Raw genomic sequence first — 18,041 nt, forward strand, 5'->3', positions numbered from 1 at the left:
GCCAAGATGGCAATCAGGGCGCGATAACCTCCGCCCACCGTCGCCCCGGCCACCCTCTCGGAGATTCCTGATGAGCGACCAGCAGAAGCTGCGCAACTTCGTCAACGGCGAGTACGTCGATCCGGTGGACGGCGGCTACGCCGACCTGATCGACCCGTGCACCGGCGAGGTCTTCGCCCAGGCCCCGGTCTCCGGCGCGGCGGACGTCGACGCGGCGATGAAGGCCGCCTCCGCCGCGTTCGAGACGTGGCGCGACGCCACCCCCGGCGAGCGGCAGAAGGCGCTGCTCAGGTTCGCCGACGCGGTGGAGGCGCGGGCGGCGGAGCTGGTCGACGCCGAGGTCCGCAACACCGGCAAGCCCCGCCAGCTCACCACGGACGAGGAACTGCCGCCGGCCGTGGACGAGCTGCGGTTCTTCGCCGGTGCCGCCCGGCTGCTGGAGGGACGCTCGGCCGGGGAGTACCTGGCGGGGCACACCTCGTACGTGCGACGGGAGCCGATCGGCGTCTGCGCCCAGGTGACCCCGTGGAACTACCCGCTGATGATGGCGGTCTGGAAGATCGCTCCGGCGCTCGCGGCCGGCAACGCGGTGGTGCTGAAGCCGTCGGACACCACGCCGGTGTCGACGCTGTTGCTGGCCGAGATCGCCGCCGAGCACCTGCCGCCGGGGGTGCTCAACGTGATCTGCGGCGACCGGGACACCGGCCGTTCACTGGTCTCCCACCCGACCCCCCAGCTGGTGTCGATCACCGGGTCGACCCGGGCCGGCATGGAGGTCGCCGCAGCGGCGGCGCCCGACCTGAAGCGGACCCACCTGGAGCTGGGCGGCAAGGCCCCCGTGGTGATCTTCGACGACGCGGATCTGGCGGCGGCGGCCGAGGCGATCGCGATGGGCGGCTACTTCAACGCCGGGCAGGACTGCACGGCGGCGACCCGGGTGCTCACCGGGCCGGGCATCCACGAGGACTTCGTGGCCGCGCTGACCGAGCAGGCCCGCAACACCCGCACCGGCGCGCCGGACGACGCCGACGTGCTGTACGGCCCGCTGAACAACGCCAACCAGCTCGCCCGGGTGAGCGGCTTCGTGGACCGCCTGCCGGATCACGCGGACGTCACCACCGGCGGGTCGCGGGTCGGCGAGCGCGGCTTCTTCTACGCCCCGACCGTGGTCTCCGGCCTCCGGCAGACCGACGAGATCATCCAGGACGAGGTGTTCGGCCCGGTCATCACCGTGCAGCGGTTCTCCGACGAGGACGAGGCGGTGCGCTGGGCCAACGGCGTGGACTACGGCCTGTCCGCCTCGGTGTGGACCCGCGACCACGGCCGGGCCATGCGGATGACCCGCCGGCTCGACTTCGGCTGCGTCTGGGTGAACACGCACATCCCGTTCGTCTCGGAGATGCCGCACGGCGGCTTCAAGCACTCCGGCCACGGCAAGGACCTGTCGGTCTACAGCCTGGAGGACTACACCCGGATCAAGCACGTCATGCACAACATCGAGGGCTGACCGGTGGCCACCAGCGAGGAGTTGCACAAGCGCCGGGTGGGGGCCGTGGCCCGGGGGGTGGGCAGCACGATCTCCGCCTACGTCGACCGGGCCGGCGGCGGGACCGTCACCGACGTGGACGGCCGGGAGTGGATCGACTTCGCCGCCGGCATCGCGGTCGCCAACGTGGGCAACTCCGCGCCGAAGGTGGTCGAGGCGGTACGCGCACAGGTCGAACGGTTCACCCACACCTGCTTCATGGTCGCGCCGTACGAGTCGTACGTGGCGGTCTGCGAGCAGCTCAACGCGCTCACCCCGGGTGGCTTCGAGAAACGCTCGGCGCTGTTCAACTCCGGCGCCGAGGCGGTGGAGAACGCGGTGAAGATCGCCCGGCACGCGACCGGACGACAGGCGGTGGTGGTGTTCGACCACGCGTACCACGGCCGGACCAACCTGACCATGGCGTTGACCGCGAAGAACATGCCGTACAAGCACCGGTTCGGGCCGTTCGCGGGTGAGGTCTACCGGGTGCCGATGTCCTATCCGCTGCGCGACGGCGGACTCGACGGCGCGACGGCGGCGGCCCGGTCGATCGAGATGGTCGAGAAGCAGGTGGGCGCGGAGAACGTGGCCGCGCTGCTGATCGAGCCGATCCAGGGCGAGGGCGGCTTCGTCGTACCCGCCGAGGGGTTCCTGCCGGCGCTGCGCGAGTGGGCGACGGCGGCCGGGGTGGTGTTCGTCGCCGACGAGATCCAGACCGGGTTCTGCCGCACCGGCGACTGGTTCGCCTGCGAGCACGAGGGTGTGGAGCCGGATCTGGTGACACTGGCCAAGGGCATCGCCGGTGGGCTGCCGCTGGCCGCGGTGACCGGGCGGGCGGAGCTGATGGACGCGGTACACGTCGGCGGTCTCGGCGGCACGTACGGCGGCAACCCGATCGCCTGCGCGGCCGCGCTCGCCGCGATCGAGACCATGCGCGAGCGGGACCTGGCTGCCGCCGCCCGGCGGATCGGCACGGTGATGGGCGGGCGGCTGCGCGCGATCGCCGCCCGGGACGCCCGGGTGGCCGAGGTACGCGGCCGGGGGGCGATGCTCGCGATGGAGATCGTCGCGCCGGGCGGGACCACCCCCGACCCGGTCGCCACGGCGGCGATCTCGGCGGCCTGCCACGCGGCCGGGCTGCTCACGCTGACCTGCGGCACGTACGGCAACGTGCTGCGTTTCCTGCCCCCGCTGGTCATCTCCGACGACGAGTTGGGCCGGGGTCTGGACATCCTCGACGCCGCGTTCGGGTGACCGGTCGGGGAACACCACGGGCGCGACATTCGCCGTGGTGTTCCCCGCCGGGGATCAGCGGGCCAGTTGCACCGTGTTGCGGCGGACCAGGTTCTTGCCCGGTTCCCGGATCGCGTCCATCGCCGCCGTGTTGAGCAGCACGCAACTGCCCGACGGTCCGGTCACCGTCACGGTGACCGCCTTGCCGTTGTCCAGGTTCGTCACCCGCAGCCGGGTGCCCGCCGGGAACTGACCGCTGGTGGCGGCCGGCGCGCCGCCCTCGGCGAAGAAGGTGAGCGCCCCGCCGCAGACGCTGCCGCCGATCGGCTGGGCGGCGCCCGGCCGGTTCTCCCCCGGCTGCGCGTCGGGCGGCGGGGCGGTCGGGCCGTCGAGGCGTTCCACCACGTTGCGGCGGATGACGTTCCGGCCCGGCTCGCGGACCAGGTCCATGGCGGCGGCGTTGAGCAGCACGCAACTTCCGGACGGGCCGGTCACGGTGACGGTCGCCGCCCGGCTGTTGTCCAGGTTCGTCACCCGCAGCCGGGTACCCACCGGGAACCGGTCGCTTGTGGCGGCCGGCGGGCCGTCCTCGGCGGAGAACGTCACCGACCCGGCGCACACCGACCGCGTGCCCGGCGCGGTGCCCGCGAATCCCAGCCCGGTCCCCACCGACAACGCCACCGAGGCGGCCACCGCCACGGTCGCCGCCAGCACGTGCCTGCGCTGCACCTTCACGTTCACTCCTGTCGTCGATGTCGTTCGACGCCTGGTACGGACGCGGGCCGGCAACCGTTCATCGCACCCTCCGCATGTGCACACAGCGCGCTCCGCACGTGACGGTGCGGCGCGGTGCGGTGCGGTGTTAAGCGGGGGCCCTTCCTCTACCGCAGGCGTTAAGCAGGGGCCCTTCCTTGCACCTAACATGGGCGGAGGAGGTCGCCGATGGCTGACCCGTGGCTCGCCCTGGAGTTCGGCGCGGATCCGGCGGAGCGGATCGCGCAGATCGGTGCCGCCCACGAGGCGTTCCTCACCGCCGGCACCGCCACCGGTCGGGTCCGCGACGTGGTACGCCGCTCCTGGGAACGCTCCGCGCTGCTCGACCCGGAGGCCACCGCGCCCGTCGACCTCACCGACGACGCCCTGGCCAGCTACCGTGCCGCGCACCCGCTCGCCGGGGTGCTGCCGCTCTTCCGCGACCTGCTCGGCGGCATCGCCGAGGACGGCGCGCACCTGATGGCGGTCTGCGACGCGGGCGGCCGGCTGCTCTGGGTGGAGGGCCACCCGGGCGTGCTGCGGCACGCCGAGCGGATGAACTTCGTCCCCGGCGCGCGCTGGGACGAGGCGCACGCCGGCACCAACGCCCCCGGCACCGCCCTCGCCGTCGACCACAGTGTGCAGATCTTCGCCACCGAGCACTTCGTCCGGCCGGTGCAGCGCTGGACGTGCGCCGCCGCGCCGATCCACGATCCGGTCACCGGCGTGCTGCTCGGCGCCGTCGACATCACCGGCGGCGACCACCTGGCCAACCCGCAGAGCCTCGCCCTGGTCCGGGCCACCGCGCGGGCCGCCGAGGCGTACCTGGCCGCTGCCGCGCCCGCCGCCCCGGGCGTGGTGCACGTCGCCGCGCTCGGCCGGGACGAGGCGGAACTGCGGGTCGGCGGTCGGCGCATCCGGCTCGGCCGGCGACACAGCGAGCTGCTGGTGCTGCTGGCCGACCACCCGCAGGGGCGCACCGGGGAGCAGCTCGGGCTGGACCTCTACGGCGACGACCGGACGCGCCCGGTGACCCTGCGCGCCGAACTGTCCCGGCTGCGCCGGGCGCTCGGCGAGGAACTGCTCGACTCCCGGCCGTACCGGCTGCGGCCGGCCGTGCGCACCGACTTCCGTACCGTCACGGAACTGCTGGAACGCGGCGATCCGGCGGCGGCGCTGCGCGCGTACCCCGGGCCGTTGCTGCCCGGCTCCGACGCGCCGGGGGTGGCGCGGCTGCGCCGCCTGGTCGACGGCCAGCTCCGCGCGGCCGTGCTGGCCGTCGCGGACCCGGGGCTGCTGGCGGCCTGGACCGCGACGCCGGCCGGGACCGACGACCTCGTCGCGTGGCAGGCCCTGGTGCGGGTGTTGCCGCCGGGCGCGCCACGCCGGCCGCTGGCGCTGGCGCGGGCCCGCCAGCTCGCCGAGGAGTACGCGCTGCCGCGCGCAACGTTCCTGCAACGTCCCGGTAACTAGCCTCGGCCGCCATCCACCCTCGACGGACGGCGGAGGTACCCATGACGCGCTACGACGCCCCCACCCACTGGCAGTCCCGCTACGACCACTTCATCGGCGGCGAGTACGTGAAACCGCACCGGGGGAAGTATTTCGAGAACCCGACCCCGGTGACCGGGCAGCCCTTCTGCGAGGTGGCCCGGGGCACCGCCGAGGACGTCGAGAAGGCACTCGACGCGGCGCACGGCGCGGCCGACGCGTGGGGCCGCACGTCGGTCGCCGAGCGGTCGCTGATCCTCAACCGGATCGCCGATCGGATGCAGGACAACCTGGAGGCCCTGGCGATCGCCGAGACCTGGGAGAACGGCAAGGCGGTACGAGAGACGCTCGCCGCCGACATCCCGCTCGCCATCGACCACTTCCGCTACTTCGCCGGCGCGATCCGGGCGCAGGAGGGTTCGCTCGGCGAACTCGACGACGACACCGTGGCCTACCACTTCCACGAGCCGCTGGGTGTGGTCGGGCAGATCATCCCGTGGAACTTCCCGATCCTCATGGCGGTGTGGAAGCTCGCCCCGGCACTGGCCGCGGGCAACGCGGTGGTGCTCAAGCCGGCCGAGCAGACGCCCGCCTCGATCCACTACCTGCTCTCGCTGATCGGCGACCTGCTGCCGCCGGGCGTGCTCAACGTGGTCAACGGTTTCGGTGCCGAGGCCGGCAAGCCGCTGGCGTCCTCGCCCCGGGTGGCGAAGGTGGCGTTCACCGGCGAGACCACCACCGGGCGGCTGATCATGCAGTACGCCAGCGAGAACATCAAACCGGTCACGCTGGAGCTGGGCGGCAAGAGCCCGAACATCTTCTTCGACGACGTCAGCGCCGCGTCCGACGACTTCCTGGACAAGGCCCTGGAAGGCTTCACCATGTTCGCCCTGAACCAGGGCGAGGTCTGCACCTGCCCGTCCCGGGCGCTGATCCAGCAGGGCCACTACGCGGACTTCCTCGCCGCCGCCGTGGACCGGACCCGGCAGATCACGCAGGGACACCCGCTGGACACCGACACGATGATGGGCGCGCAGGCGTCGAACGACCAGCTGGAGAAGATCCTGTCCTACCTGGACATCGGGCGGCAGGAGGGCGCCCGCGTCCTGACCGGCGGCGCACGTGCCGACCTCGGCGGCGAACTGTCCGGCGGCTACTACGTCGAGCCGACCATCTTCGAGGGCGACAACTCGATGCGGATCTTCCAGGAGGAGATCTTCGGCCCGGTCGTGTCGGTGGCCTCCTTCGCCGACCTGGACGACGCCGTGAAGATCGCCAACGACACACTGTACGGGCTCGGGGCGGGCGTGTGGACCCGGGACCTGAACACCGCGTACCGGGCCGGGCGGGCGATCCAGGCCGGCCGGGTGTGGACCAACTGCTACCACGCGTACCCGGCGCACGCCGCGTTCGGCGGCTACAAGCAGTCCGGCATCGGCCGGGAGAACCACAAAATGATGTTGGAGCACTACCAGCAGACCAAGAACCTGCTGGTCAGCTACTCCCCGAAGAAGCTGGGCTACTTCTGATGGGTGACCCGGTGACCGTGACCCCCGCGGCGGCCGACCTGATCCGGTCGCTGCGGGGGCAGCACGGCCCGTTGATGTTCCACCAGTCCGGCGGCTGCTGCGACGGCAGCGCCCCGATGTGCTTTCCGGCCGGGGAGTTCCGCACCGGCGGCTCGGACGTGCTGCTCGCCTCGCTCACGGTCGACGGCGTGCCCGAGCCGGTGGAGTTCTGGATGGCGAAGGCCCAGTGGGACCTGTGGCGGCACACCCGGCTCACCGTCGACGTGGTGCCCGGCCGGGGAAGCGGTTTCTCCCTGGAGGCCCCCGAGGGCGTCCGCTTCCTCATCCGCTCCCACCTAAACCGCTGACCTGTCGGAGATCTTGCAGCTCGCCGGCATCGCGGCGGTGGGATGCTGACGGTGTCCACTTCGGAGTTCGCGTCCCGCGTCCGCCGGGCCGCACCCACCGCCGCCCGTCAGGAGACCGCGCATGAAACCGGTCCGACAGCCCCTGCTCGCCGCCGGCCTCACCGCCCTGGCCACCGTCGCCGTGCTCGGACTCGCTCCGGGCGCGGCCGTCGCCGCCCCGGCGCCCTCGCCGACCATCTCCGTCAACTGGTTCGGTGCGGCCGACGTGCGGGCGCACGCCGCCACCGTCGGCGGCCGGTTCGACTGCGGCGCCGAGCGCGGCCTCGCGTACATCGAGGTGCACCTCGACCAGCGGGTGCGGCGCGGCCCGGTCACCGGCTTCGGGTTCGGCGTCATCGGCGCGTGCACCGACGAGCGCACCGCCGGCACCTGGACCGCCACCATCCCCGCCGACCGGGGCTCGTTCCGTCCCGGCCCGGCCGCCGCGACAGCCCGCCTGGTGGTCGAGCCCAACTCCCTCACTGAGACCACCGAACGCCTGCGCCTCCGGAAGCGATGTCCCTGACCCGGAAGCGGTGGCAGCCCGGACCGAACCCGTCCGGTCATGAACTCAGCGCGAATCCAGGAGAGGCTGGGTGGGGTTCCAGGGGGTTCCGCCGGTGGCGTCGCGGCGACGGCGGGCGATCGCGGACAACGCCTCCAGCACCACCCGGTTGCCCAGGTGGGCGGTGATGTCGGCGTGGTCGTACGGCGGGGCGACCTCGACCACGTCCAGCCCGACCACCGGCAGTTCGTAGCAGACCCGGCGCACCGCGTCGAGCAGTTGCCGGGAGGTGAACCCGCCCGGCTCGGGGGTGCCGGTGCCGGGCGCCATTCCCGGGTCGACCACGTCCACGTCGACGGAGAGGAACACGCCCTCGCACTCGTCGGTCGCGATGCCGAACGCCTCGGTCAGGCAGGTGTCGAGTCCGCGGGCCACGATCTCGGTCATCTCGTACGAGCGCATCCGCTGCTCGGCCATCCACGCCAGCGTCTCCGGGCCGGGCCAGTAGCCGCGTAGTCCGATCTGGAGGAACCGGTCGCCGCGTACCGCGCCGGACTCGATGAGCCGGCGCATCGGCTGGCCGTGCCCGTGCAGGGAGCCGAACTCGACGTCGCCGGTGTCGGCGTGCGCGTCGAAGTGCACGAGTGACATCCGGCCGGGCCCGTGGTGCCGGGCCACCCCGGTGGCGTCGGGAAGTGCGATCGAGTGGTCGCCGCCGAGTACCACCGGGATCGCCCCGGCGGCGGCGACCGCGTACACGGCGGTCTCCAGCGCGGCGAGCGAACGCTCGATGTCCCCCGCGAACATCTCCACGTCCCCGGCGTCGTAGACACACAGGTCCTTCAATCCGTTTATGCGCAGCGCCAACGACGGGCGGGACCCGTCGTGCGGCAGGTAGCAGGCCTGCCGGATGGCGGAAGGGCCGAAGCGGGTGCCCGGCCGGTGCGAGGTGCCGCCGTCGAACGGCGCACCGATGATCACCACATCGGCGTCGGCGTACGTGACCGGCTCCTCGACGGTGCACGGTGGCACGCCCAGGAACGTGACGTCGGGGCCGAACATCGCGCCGTAGCGGGTCATCGTTCCTCCATCCCCCACGGCGAACCGTAGCCGGTGAGCAGGTCCAGGAAGGGTGCCGGCGGGAACGCCTCCGGACCGAGCACACCCGCGCCGGACCAGGCACCGGTGGCCAACAGTTCCAGTGCCACGACCGGGTTGACCGCGGTCTGCCAGACCACCGCCTGGTGGCCGTACTCGGCCATCGACCACTCGTTGTCGACCACGTGGTACAGGTAGACGCGGCGGGGACGCCCGTCCGGTCCGGTGCCGGTGACGTACGTCCCGGCGCAGGTCTTGCCGCTCATCCGGTCGCCTAGCGTGGCCGGGTCGGGCAGCGCGGCGGCCACCAGGTCGCGCGGTGACACCTCGGCGCCGCGCACCCGCACCGGTTCTGTCGAGTCGAGGCCGAGCTTGTGCAGGGTGCGCAGCACCTCGATGAACTCCGCACCGAGGCCGTACTTGAAGGTGACCCGCCTCGCCCGCACCCAGCGCGGAATGAGCAGCACCTCCTCGTGCTCGACGTTGACGCACTCGACCGGGCCGATGCCGGCCGGGAAGTCGAACACCTCCGGCTCGCTGAACGGTTCGGTGGTGAACCAGCCGCGCCCTGCCTCCCAGACCACCGGCGGGTTGAGGCACTCCTCGATGGTGGTCCAGATGGAGAACGACGGCGCGAACTCGTAGCCGGCGACGGTGAGGTTGGCGCCGTCACGTACCCCGATCTCGTCGATCTCGGTGAACAGCTCGTCGGCGGCGTAGCGGGCGAACACGTCGGACAGGCCCGGTTCGACGCCGATGCCGCACAGCGCCAGCCGGCCGGCGGCGGCCCACCGCTGCGCGACGGCGAACTGCTCGTCGCCGAGCTTCACGCCGGTCTCGGCGTGCGGGCGGGTGGGGTGCGGACGGGACAACGACATCGCCATGTCGAGGTAGTCGGCCCCGGCGGCGAACGCCCCGTCGAAGATCGGCATGACGAAGCGTGGGTCGACCGCGTTGAGCACGTGCGTGATGCGGTGCTCGCGGCAGAGCGCGGCGATCGCGTCCGCGGACGACGCGTCCACGGTGGCGGCCAGGAACCGGTCACCGTGGCCGGCGACGGCCCGGGTGGCCCGCGCCGGGTCCTGGTCGGCGACCACGACGGCCTCGAAGAAGGATCGGCGGGCGGCGATGGATACGGCGGCGGAGCCGACGCCACCGGCGCCGACGAGCAGGATACGCATCAGGAGTCGAACCCCATCCCACAGCGGTCGAGCGTGCGGAGCCAGAGGTTGCGCCGTCCCTCGCGCGCGTCGGCGCGGGCGAGGGCCCAGCGGGTCAGGTTGATGCCTGTGGACCGGACCGGCTCCGGCGGGAACGGCAGCGGTTTGCGCCGGACCAGCTCCAGCCGGGTCAGCGGGGTGTCCGCGCCGGCCAGCAGGTCGAGCGTCACCCGGGCACCGAAACGGGTCGCACCGACGCCCAGCCCGGTGAACCCGGCCGCGTACGCCAGGCGCCCCTCGTAGGCGGTGCCGAAGAACGCGCAGAACCGGGTGCAGGTGTCGATGACCCCACCCCAGCGGTGGCTGAACCGCAGCCCCGCCAACTGGGGGAAGGTGTCGAAGAAGTGCGATGCCAGAGTGCGGTACGTGGCGTCGCGCTGTTCCAGCGCGGGCGTCACCCGGTTGCCGTAGTGGTAGATCGCGTCGTAGCCGCCGAACAGGATCCGGTTGTCGGCGGTGAGCCGGTAGTAGTGGAACTGGTTGCCGGTGTCCGCCAGTCCCTGCCGGTGCCGCCAGCCGATCGCGTCGCGCTGCGCGGCGGTCAACGGCTCGGTCATCAGCGCGTAGTCGTACACCGGCGCCACCCAGGCGCGCAGCCGGCGCAGCAGCGGCGGGAACGCGTTGGTGGCCAGCACCATCCGCCGGGCCCGCACCGCGCCGGGCGCGGCGTCCCGACCGCCGGCCGTGGTGGCGCGCAGCACCGCGCCGTCGCGGGCCAACCCGGTGACCCGGGTGTGCTCGTGCACGCGTACGCCCAGGTCCAGGGCGGCCCGACGCAGGCCCCAGGCGAGTTTCGCCGGGTCGAGCAGGGCCACCCGGTCCCGGTCCCACATCCCACCCAGGTACGTCGGGGAGGCCACCTCGGCGCGTACCTCGTCCCGATCGAGCAGCCGCACGTCGTGGCCGTACCGGCGGGCCATCTCGGCGTCCGCGGCCAACCCGTCGAGCTGGTACGGCTCGACCGCCACCGCGAGTTCGCCGGTGCGTTCGAAGTCGCAGTCGATGCGGTGCCGGTCCAGGGTGGCGGCGATGGCGTCCAGATTCTCCCGGCCCAGCCGTTCCAGCTCGTCGATCTCGTCGGGGAACCGCTCGGCGCCGTTGGCCAGCCCGTGGGTCAGCGACGCGGCGCAGAACCCGCCGTTGCGGCCGGACGCCGCCCAGCCGCAGGTGCCCGCCTCGACCAGCAGCACGTCGGCGTCCGGGTCGGCCTCCTTGGCCAGCAGCGCGGTCCACAGGCCGGCGTACCCGCCGCCGACCACGAGCAGGTCGGCGGTGTGCGGCCCGGTGAGCGGGGGCAGCGGGTCGGGGCGTTGCGGCCGGTCCAGCCAGTACGACACGGGGGCGGCGTCGGCGAGCGCCCGCTCGGTGCGCGGCGACGTCATGGCTTTCCCGCCGGAGTGGCGACCACGGCGAGCGCGGCCCGGCGGGCTCGCCGTCCCCGCAGCGAACTGGCCCCGACCAGCAGCAACGCGATCACGAACATGGCGGTTCCGATCACGTTGACCTGCGGCGGGATGCCCCGCTGGGCGGCGCCCCAGACGTACATCGGGAACGTGACCGTGGTGCCGGCGTTGAAGTTCGTGATGATGAAGTCGTCGAAGCTGAGCGAGAACGCCAGCAGTGCGGCGGCCACGATGCCCGGCAGCACCAACGGCAGCGTGATCCGGCGGAACGTCTGCCACTCGCTGGCGTACAGGTCCATGGCGGCCTCCTCCAGCCGCCGGTCCATGCCGGCGAGCCGGGCCTTCACGGTGACCACCACGAACGACACGCAGAACATCACGTGCGCGATGACGATGGTCCAGAAGCCCTGCGGCACCCCGGCGGCGACGAAGAGGGCGAGCAGCGAGGTGCCCATCACCAGTTCGGGGGTGGCCATCGGCAGGAAGATCAGGCCGTTGAGCCCGGACCGGCCGCGGAAGCTGTGCCGGACCAGGGCGAAGGCCATCAGCGTGCCGAGCAGGGTGGACCCCACGGTGGCGATCAGCCCGATCTGCATGCTGCGCACCACGGCGTCGCACATGTCGGTGGTGGCGCAGGGCTGCGCCCAGTTGTCCAGGGTGAACTCGTTGAAGTCGTAGGACAGCCGGCTGGACGGCCGGTTGAAGGACAGCCCGGCGACCACCATGATCGGCAGCGTCAGGTAGCCGAGGACGAGCAGGGCCACGCCCATCACCCACCGGTCGGCGAGCCAGCGCCTGAGTTTCATAGAACGTCCTCCGTGCCGGCCTTTCGCAGGTAGACGAAGACGATCGCCAGGATCGCGGCCATCAGCAGGAACGACAGCGCCGCGCCCTGCGGGTAGTCCAGGCGGACCAGGAACGCCGAGTCGATGACGTTGCCGATCATGTATTCGTTCGGGGTGCCGAGCAGTTCGGCGTTGATGTAGTCGCCGGTGGCCGGGATGAAGAACAGCAGCGTGCCGGCGATCAGGCCGGGCATCGACAGCGGCAGGGTGACCTTGGTGAACGCGCGCAGCGGGCTCGCGTACAGGTCGCCGGCCGCCTCCAGCAGCCGGGAGTCGAGCCGCTCCAGGCTCGCGTACAGCGGCAGCACCAGGAACGGCAGGAAGTTGTACGTCAGGCCGAGCACCACCGCGATCGGGGTGGCCAGCAGCCGGCCGTCCGGCCCGAGCAGGTGCACGTCGCGTAGCAGCCCGACCAATGCGCCGTTGTCCGACAGGATGGTCTTCCAGGCCAGCGTACGCACCAGAAAGCTGGTGAACATCGGCGCGACCACGGCCACCAGCAGCAGGTTCTTCCACCGGCCGGCCTTCTGCGCGATCGCGTACGCCAGCGGGTAGCCCATCAGCAGCGCCAGCACCAACGCGATGCCCGCGTAGAGGAAGGACCGCAGGAACTGCGGCCAGTACGCCTGCAACGCGTCCGGGTAGTTGTCGACCGCCCAGGTCATCGCGTACCCGGTGGAGAGCGAACCGGCCGGGTCGTAGAGGCTGGCGGAGGCGAGTTGGACCAGGGGCAACGCGAAGAAGACCAGCAGCCAGACCGCTCCGGGCAGCAGCAACAGGTACGGCAGGAGCCGGTGCCGCCCGCGTCGGGGCGATGGGGGTGGCGGCGGCTGACCGGCGGAGGTCGGCACGTGGGCCAGCGCGGTCATGGCAGCGCACCCACCGGCGGTTCGTCGAGCACCGGTGTGGTCTGGTCGTCCTCGCCGGCCTGCCGGGGCAACAGGAACGCGTGCCGCGGGTCCCAGTGCGCGGTCACCGGCGTCCCGACGGCCAGCCGCCCGCCCAGTCCGCTGTTCGCCGCGAACGCGGACAGTTCGCTGCCCCAGGCGGTACGCACCAGGTACTGGGTGCTCACCCCGACGTAGGAGGTGTCGGTGATGACACCGGCGAGGTACTGGTGTCCGGCCGGGACCTGGTCCGGGCCGCCGGTCAGGTGCAGCTTCTCCGGGCGTACGCCGAGGAAGACCGGGCCGTCGGTGACCCGGGCCCGGCCGCCGGGCACCGAGAAGCGCGCGCCGTGCGCGGTGACGAGCACGTCGTCGCCGACGTGCCCGCCGGCGTCGGCGGCGAGCAGGTTGGACTGGCCGAGGAAGTTCGCCACGAACGCGGTGGCCGGGTATTCGTAGAGGTCGGCGGGCGCGCCGAGCTGTTCGATCCGGCCGGCGTTCATCACCGCGACGGTGTCGGCCATCGTCATGGCCTCCTCCTGGTCGTGGGTGACGTGCACGAACGTGATGCCGACCTCGGTCTGGATCCGCTTCAGCTCGATCTGCATCTGCCGGCGCAGCTTCAGGTCGAGCGCGCCGAGCGGTTCGTCGAGCAGCAGCACCTGCGGGTGGTTGATGAGCGCGCGGGCCAGCGCGACGCGCTGCTGCTGGCCGCCGGAGAGCTGGGCCGGTCGGCGCCGCCCGTACCCGTCGAGTTGGACCAGCGCGAGCATCCGTTCGACCTGGTCGCCCACCTTGCGGATGCCCCGGCGGCGCAGCCCGAACGCCACGTTCTCCGCGATGTCCAGGTGCGGGAAGAGCGCGTAGCTCTGGAACACGGTGTTGACCGGCCGCCTGTACGGCCGCAGTCCGCTGATGTCCTGCTCGCCGAGCAGGACCTGCCCGCTGGTGGGCTGCTCCAGCCCGGCGATCATCCGCAGGGTGGTGGTCTTGCCGCAGCCGGACGCGCCGAGCAGGGCGAAGAAGGAGCCCTGCGCGATGGTGAGGGTGAGGTCGTCGACGGCGGTGAAGATGCCGAACCGCTTGGTCAGGTCGGCCAGGCGCAGGTCGCCGGCCGGGGTCTGCTGCGCCATCTTCCTCACGCGCCGATCACCTGCTGGAACTTGGTCTCGTACTCCTTCTCCTGCTGTTCGTCCAGCGCCATGAAGACCTTCGCCTTGGCGAGCATCGCGTCGTCCGGGAAGATCAGCGGGTTGGTGGCCAGGTCGGGGTCGATCTTCTCCATCTCGGCCTGCGCGCCCTGCACCGGGCAGATGTAGTTGACGTACGCGGCCAGCTTCGCCGCCACCGCCGGGTCGTAGTAGTGGTTCATCAACGCCTCGGCGTTGGCCTTGTGGGTGGCCTTGTTCGGCACCAGCATGTTGTCCGACCAGAGCAGCACGCCGGACTCCGGCACCACGAACTTGATCTTGTCGTCCTCGAAGCCGAGCTGGACCACGTCGCCGGACCAGCCGATGCACGCGGCGATGTCGCCCTTGGCCAGGTCGGGTGCGTAGTCGTTGCCGGTGAACCGCCGGATCTGCTTGCTGTCGACGGCCTTCTTGAGCTTGTTCAGCGCGTCGTCGAACTGGGCCGGGGTGAAGTTTGCCGGGTCGTGGCCCAGCGACTGCAGCAGCAGGCCCATCGTGTCGCGCATCTCCGACAGCGCGGTCACCCTGCCCTTGAGGTCGGGACGGGTGAGCAGCTCGTCGACGGTGCGGATCTCCTTGGTCACCTTCGCGTTGTACGCCAGGCCGGCCAGGCCGGACTGCCACGGGATGGCGAGCTGCGTGTCGGCGTCGAAGGACCGGCCGCGCAGCGACGGCAGCAGGTTCGCCTCGACGTTCGGCATCTTCGCCTTGTCCAGCTTCTGCACCCAGCCGAGCCGGATCATCCGGGCGGCCATCCAGTCGGTGAGGACCATGACGTCCCGGCCGGTGCTCTGGCAGCCGGCGAGCTGGTTGCGCACCTTGCCGAAGAACTCGTTGTTGTCGTTGACGTCCTCGGTGTAGGTCACCTGGATGCCGGAGGCCGCGACGAAGGCGTCGAGCGTGGGGCGCTTGGACTCGTCCTTCTCGTCGGTGTCCATGTACTGGGGCCAGTTCGAGAAGGCGACCTTCTTCTCGGTGGCGGACAGGTCCTCGCTCCTGCACCCGGCCTCGGTCTGCTGGGCGCCCTTGGTGCCGCAGCCGGCGAGCGTGCCCGCGGTGGCGAGCAGCGCGGCCGAGCCGAGGGCCCCGGTGAGCAGGCCACGCCGGGTCAGGGGCCGGTGGGTACGACGCATGTGACGACTCCTTGGGGACATCGTCGGCGGCGGGACGGGGGCGGCGCGCCGGCGGGAGGGTCAGTGGCGATGGACGACTGATCCTGACATGAGAAACCCTCGCTCACAAGGGATTCCGTTGCAGGAATAGCCACTGACCACGAAATACGCCAGACTGCGCCGGGGCACTACGCTCATCGCAGAGAATCGGACTTGGGGAGCGTCGATGGTCAACCGGCAGCAGGAGAGCGGAAACGGCAACCGTCGCGTGACCGTACGTGAGGGCGCCAGTCACGCTCTGCTCGACGACGTCGCCAAACAGATCATCGAGCAGCTCCAGGAGGACGGGCGCCGCCCCTACGCGAGCATCGGCAAGGCGGTCGGCCTGTCCGAGGCGGCGGTACGCCAGCGGGTGCAACGCCTCCTCGACGCCGGGGTCATGCAGATCGTCGCGGTGACCGATCCGCTCCAGCTCGGGTTCCCGCGGCAGGCCATGATCGGCCTTCGCACCGACGGCGACCTGGAGTCGGTGGCCGACCGGCTCGCCGAGTTCGAGGAGATCGACTACGTGGTGATCACCGCGGGGTCGTTCGACCTGCTGGCCGAGGTGGTCTGCCGCAACGACGCACACCTGCTGGAGATCCTGCAGCGGCTGCGCGGCGTCCACGGCGTCGTGGCCACCGAGGCGTTCGTCTATCTGAAGCTGCGCAAGCAGACCTACAGCTGGGGCACCGCCTGATACGGATTCCGTTGACCGAGCCTTAACCGGACACTGGATCCGTCGCGACAAGGCATCTTGACTTGCCTTATCGGCATCATCTGTGGGATAACCGTGGGCAGAGCGGCCGGTGTCACCCCTGACCGGCCCGAGACCCGATGGGGCTGACATGGCCAACGCCACCGACCACCTCTGGATGCACTTCACCCGCATGGCGAGCTACTCCGCCGGCGAGGTCCCGACGATCGTCCGGGGCGAAGGCGCGTACGTCTGGGACGCCCGTGGCCGCCGCTACCTGGACGGCCTCGCCGGACTCTTCGTGGTCAACGCCGGCCACGGCCGCGCCGAGCTGGCCGAGGCCGGCGCCAAGCAGGCCGGCGAGCTGGCGTACTTCCCGCTCTGGTCGTACGCCCACCCGAAGGCCGTCGAGCTGGCTGAGAAGATCGCCACGCTCACCCCCGGCGACCTGAACCGGGTCTTCTTCACCACGGGTGGTTCCGAGGCCGTCGAGGCGGCGTGGAAGCTGGCCCGGGCCTACTTCAAGCGCACCGGCAAGCCCACCAAGCACAAGGTGGTCAGCCGCTACATCGCCTACCACGGCACCTCGATGGGCGCGCTGTCGATCACCGGCCTGCCCGGCATCAAGACCGACTTCGAGCCGTTGGTGCCCGGCGGCATCAAGGTGCCGAACACCAACTTCTACCGCGCGCCGGAGCACGGCGACGACGCCGAGGCGTTCGGCCGCTGGGCCGCCGAGGAGATCGGCCGGGCGATCGAGCGGGAGGGGCCGGAGACCGTCGCCGCGGTCTTCCTGGAGCCGGTGCAGAACTCCGGCGGCTGCTTCCCGCCGCCGCCCGGCTACTTCCAGCGGGTACGCGAGATCTGCGACGAGTACGACGTGCTGCTGGTCAGCGACGAGGTGATCTGCTCCTGGGGCCGGCTCGGCGAGTACTTCGGCGCGCTGCGCTACGGCTACCAGCCGGACATCATCACCACCGCCAAGGGCATCACCTCCGGCTACGCCCCGCTCGGCGCGATGATCGCCAGCGAGCGGTTGATGGAGCCGTTCCTCACCGAGACCGGCATGTTCGCCCACGGGGTGACGTTCGGCGGGCACCCGGTCTCCTGCGCCGTCGCCCTGGCCAACCTGGAGGTCTTCGCCCGGGAGGACCTGATCGGGCACGTCCGGGCCAACGAGGGAGCGTTCCGCGCCACCCTGGAGAAGCTGCACGACCTGCCGATCGTCGGCGACGTACGCGGCGACGGCTACTTCTACGGCATCGAGCTGGTCAAGGACAAGGTGACCCGGGAGACCTTCGACGAGGCCGAGTCGGAGCGGCTGCTGCGCGGCTTCCTCTCCACCGCGCTCTTCGACGCCGGGCTCTACTGCCGGGCCGACGACCGGGGCGACCCGGTGGTGCAGCTCGCCCCGCCGCTGATCGCCGACCAGCAGCACTTCGACGAGATCGAGCAGATCCTGCGCGCGGTGCTGACCGAGGCCTGGTCGCGACTCTGAGCGGGTGGGACATGGCATACCGGGACCTGTCGTACTGGCTGTCCAGCCTGGACCAGCCGCTGGTCCCGCGGCCGGGGTTGCCCGGCGACACGGACGCCGACGTGGTGATCGTGGGCGCCGGGTACACCGGACTGTGGACGGCCTACTATCTGGCCGAGGCCGACCCGACCCTGCGCGTGGTCGTGCTGGAGCGGGAGATCGCCGGGTACGGGGCCTCGGGGCGCAACGGTGGCTGGTGTTCGGCGCTGTTCCCCACGTCGCTGCCGGCGCTGGCCCGGCGGCACGGCCGGGACCGGGCACTGGCCATGCAGCGGGCCCTGCACGACACGGTCCGCGAGGTGGGGCGGGTGGTCGCCGTCGAGGGCATCGACTGCGACTGGCGAGCCGGCGGCACCGTGGTGCTGGCCCGCAGCGAGGCGCAACTGGCCCGGGCCCGCGCCGACGTCGCCCAGGCCCACGCGCACGGGCTGACCGACGACGACCTGGTGCTGCTCGACGCCCGGGAGGCCGCCGCGCGCTGCGCCGCCGACGGGGTACGCGGCGGCACGTACACCCCGCACTGCGCGGCCGTGCACCCGGCGAAGCTGGTCCGTGGGCCGACCAGGCCGAACAGCGCACCCTGCGCGC

Annotated in this window: 16 protein-coding genes and 1 pseudogene; 9 read left to right on the forward strand and 8 right to left on the reverse strand. The window is 71.7% G+C overall.

All coding sequences use genetic code 11. The features are described from left to right. Positions 1–70: 70 nt before the first annotated feature. Together ACLQ2X_RS13280 and gabT are read left to right on the forward strand one after the other, a co-directional pair. A complete protein-coding gene (locus ACLQ2X_RS13280) occupies positions 71–1,507 on the forward strand; it encodes a gamma-aminobutyraldehyde dehydrogenase (RefSeq protein ID WP_425681299.1) in 1,437 nt (478 codons plus the stop codon). A gap of 3 nt (positions 1,508–1,510) precedes the next feature. Continuing rightward, entirely contained in the window at positions 1,511–2,782 is a 1,272-nt protein-coding gene (gene gabT, locus ACLQ2X_RS13285) for a 4-aminobutyrate--2-oxoglutarate transaminase (protein ID WP_425681300.1), read from the forward strand. A gap of 54 nt (positions 2,783–2,836) precedes the next feature. Here gabT and ACLQ2X_RS13290 read toward each other — a convergent pair whose 3' ends face one another. Further along, complete coding sequence (locus ACLQ2X_RS13290; protein ID WP_425681301.1) at positions 2,837–3,496, reverse strand: hypothetical protein; 660 nt, start codon at positions 3,494–3,496, stop codon at positions 2,837–2,839. A gap of 207 nt (positions 3,497–3,703) precedes the next feature. Here ACLQ2X_RS13290 and ACLQ2X_RS13295 point away from each other — a divergent pair, with 207 nt between their 5' ends. The 4 genes from ACLQ2X_RS13295 to ACLQ2X_RS13310 all read left to right on the forward strand — a co-directional run bounded on the left by ACLQ2X_RS13295 (position 3,704) and on the right by ACLQ2X_RS13310 (position 7,446). Next, complete coding sequence (locus ACLQ2X_RS13295; RefSeq protein ID WP_425681302.1) at positions 3,704–4,987, forward strand: transcriptional regulator; 1,284 nt, start codon at positions 3,704–3,706, stop codon at positions 4,985–4,987. Positions 4,988–5,028: 41 nt separating this feature from the next. Further along, positions 5,029–6,534 (forward strand): aldehyde dehydrogenase, encoded by a 1,506-nt coding sequence (adh, locus tag ACLQ2X_RS13300; protein ID WP_425681303.1) that lies wholly within the window; start codon positions 5,029–5,031, stop codon positions 6,532–6,534. Then, positions 6,534–6,881 (forward strand): DUF779 domain-containing protein, encoded by a 348-nt coding sequence (locus ACLQ2X_RS13305; protein ID WP_425681304.1) that lies wholly within the window; start codon positions 6,534–6,536, stop codon positions 6,879–6,881. Before adh ends, ACLQ2X_RS13305 begins: the two co-directional genes overlap by 1 nt. 121 nt (positions 6,882–7,002) lie before the next feature. Beyond that, on the forward strand, positions 7,003–7,446 hold the full coding sequence (locus tag ACLQ2X_RS13310) for a hypothetical protein (RefSeq protein WP_425681305.1): 444 nt from the start codon (positions 7,003–7,005) through the stop codon (positions 7,444–7,446). Between the two features lie 45 nt (positions 7,447–7,491). Here ACLQ2X_RS13310 and speB read toward each other — a convergent pair whose 3' ends face one another. Genes speB through ACLQ2X_RS13345 form a run of 7 tightly spaced genes read right to left on the reverse strand, consistent with a single transcriptional unit; the run spans position 7,492 to position 15,201 of the window. Next, positions 7,492–8,505 carry an agmatinase gene (speB, locus tag ACLQ2X_RS13315; protein ID WP_425681306.1) on the reverse strand — a complete coding sequence of 338 codons (1,014 nt, stop codon included), beginning with the start codon at positions 8,503–8,505 and terminating at the stop codon, positions 7,492–7,494. Beyond that, positions 8,502–9,704, reverse strand: coding sequence for a saccharopine dehydrogenase family protein (locus tag ACLQ2X_RS13320; RefSeq protein WP_425681307.1), 1,203 nt, complete (start codon positions 9,702–9,704; stop codon positions 8,502–8,504). Before ACLQ2X_RS13320 ends, speB begins: the two co-directional genes overlap by 4 nt. Next, on the reverse strand, positions 9,704–11,125 hold the full coding sequence (locus tag ACLQ2X_RS13325; protein ID WP_425681308.1) for an NAD(P)/FAD-dependent oxidoreductase: 1,422 nt from the start codon (positions 11,123–11,125) through the stop codon (positions 9,704–9,706). Before ACLQ2X_RS13325 ends, ACLQ2X_RS13320 begins: the two co-directional genes overlap by 1 nt. Beyond that, on the reverse strand, positions 11,122–11,952 hold the full coding sequence (locus tag ACLQ2X_RS13330) for an ABC transporter permease (RefSeq protein ID WP_425681309.1): 831 nt from the start codon (positions 11,950–11,952) through the stop codon (positions 11,122–11,124). The genes ACLQ2X_RS13325 and ACLQ2X_RS13330 overlap by 4 nt, the downstream gene beginning before the upstream one ends. Further along, entirely contained in the window at positions 11,949–12,860 is a 912-nt protein-coding gene (locus tag ACLQ2X_RS13335; protein ID WP_425681310.1) for an ABC transporter permease, read from the reverse strand. Before ACLQ2X_RS13335 ends, ACLQ2X_RS13330 begins: the two co-directional genes overlap by 4 nt. Next, positions 12,857–14,011, reverse strand: coding sequence for an ABC transporter ATP-binding protein (locus tag ACLQ2X_RS13340; protein ID WP_425681398.1), 1,155 nt, complete (start codon positions 14,009–14,011; stop codon positions 12,857–12,859). The genes ACLQ2X_RS13335 and ACLQ2X_RS13340 overlap by 4 nt, the downstream gene beginning before the upstream one ends. 5 nt (positions 14,012–14,016) lie before the next feature. Then, positions 14,017–15,201, reverse strand: coding sequence for an extracellular solute-binding protein (locus tag ACLQ2X_RS13345; protein WP_425681311.1), 1,185 nt, complete (start codon positions 15,199–15,201; stop codon positions 14,017–14,019). 205 nt (positions 15,202–15,406) lie between these two features. Here ACLQ2X_RS13345 and ACLQ2X_RS13350 point away from each other — a divergent pair, with 205 nt between their 5' ends. From ACLQ2X_RS13350 to ACLQ2X_RS13360, 3 genes and pseudogenes are all read left to right on the forward strand, one after another. After that, positions 15,407–15,919 carry an Lrp/AsnC family transcriptional regulator gene (locus ACLQ2X_RS13350; protein WP_425681312.1) on the forward strand — a complete coding sequence of 171 codons (513 nt, stop codon included), beginning with the start codon at positions 15,407–15,409 and terminating at the stop codon, positions 15,917–15,919. A gap of 148 nt (positions 15,920–16,067) precedes the next feature. Continuing rightward, positions 16,068–17,414 carry an aspartate aminotransferase family protein gene (locus ACLQ2X_RS13355; RefSeq protein WP_425681313.1) on the forward strand — a complete coding sequence of 449 codons (1,347 nt, stop codon included), beginning with the start codon at positions 16,068–16,070 and terminating at the stop codon, positions 17,412–17,414. A gap of 11 nt (positions 17,415–17,425) precedes the next feature. Continuing rightward, positions 17,426–18,019 (forward strand): annotated as a pseudogene (locus tag ACLQ2X_RS13360) (NAD(P)/FAD-dependent oxidoreductase); the annotation flags it as partial. Between the last annotated feature and the right edge of the window lie 22 nt (positions 18,020–18,041).

Origin of the sequence: Micromonospora sp. DT31 (assembly GCF_049841795.1) — a bacterium.
GTDB lineage: Bacteria > Actinomycetota > Actinomycetes > Mycobacteriales > Micromonosporaceae > Micromonospora.

Coding starts and splice junctions, on each gene's coding strand:
- ACLQ2X_RS13280 (WP_425681299.1), top strand. CDS start 71: ATGAGCGACCAGCAGAAGCTGCGCAACTTCGTCAACGGCGAGTACGTC.
- ACLQ2X_RS13295 (WP_425681302.1), top strand. CDS start 3,704: ATGGCTGACCCGTGGCTCGCCCTGGAGTTCGGCGCGGATCCGGCGGAG.
- adh (WP_425681303.1), top strand. CDS start 5,029: ATGACGCGCTACGACGCCCCCACCCACTGGCAGTCCCGCTACGACCAC.
- ACLQ2X_RS13305 (WP_425681304.1), top strand. CDS start 6,534: ATGGGTGACCCGGTGACCGTGACCCCCGCGGCGGCCGACCTGATCCGG.
- ACLQ2X_RS13310 (WP_425681305.1), top strand. CDS start 7,003: ATGAAACCGGTCCGACAGCCCCTGCTCGCCGCCGGCCTCACCGCCCTG.
- speB (WP_425681306.1), bottom strand. CDS start 8,505: ATGACCCGCTACGGCGCGATGTTCGGCCCCGACGTCACGTTCCTGGGC.
- ACLQ2X_RS13320 (WP_425681307.1), bottom strand. CDS start 9,704: ATGCGTATCCTGCTCGTCGGCGCCGGTGGCGTCGGCTCCGCCGCCGTA.
- ACLQ2X_RS13325 (WP_425681308.1), bottom strand. CDS start 11,125: ATGACGTCGCCGCGCACCGAGCGGGCGCTCGCCGACGCCGCCCCCGTG.
- ACLQ2X_RS13330 (WP_425681309.1), bottom strand. CDS start 11,952: ATGAAACTCAGGCGCTGGCTCGCCGACCGGTGGGTGATGGGCGTGGCC.
- ACLQ2X_RS13335 (WP_425681310.1), bottom strand. CDS start 12,860: ATGACCGCGCTGGCCCACGTGCCGACCTCCGCCGGTCAGCCGCCGCCA.
- ACLQ2X_RS13340 (WP_425681398.1), bottom strand. CDS start 14,011: ATGGCGCAGCAGACCCCGGCCGGCGACCTGCGCCTGGCCGACCTGACC.
- ACLQ2X_RS13345 (WP_425681311.1), bottom strand. CDS start 15,201: ATGCGTCGTACCCACCGGCCCCTGACCCGGCGTGGCCTGCTCACCGGG.
- ACLQ2X_RS13350 (WP_425681312.1), top strand. CDS start 15,407: ATGGTCAACCGGCAGCAGGAGAGCGGAAACGGCAACCGTCGCGTGACC.
- ACLQ2X_RS13355 (WP_425681313.1), top strand. CDS start 16,068: ATGGCCAACGCCACCGACCACCTCTGGATGCACTTCACCCGCATGGCG.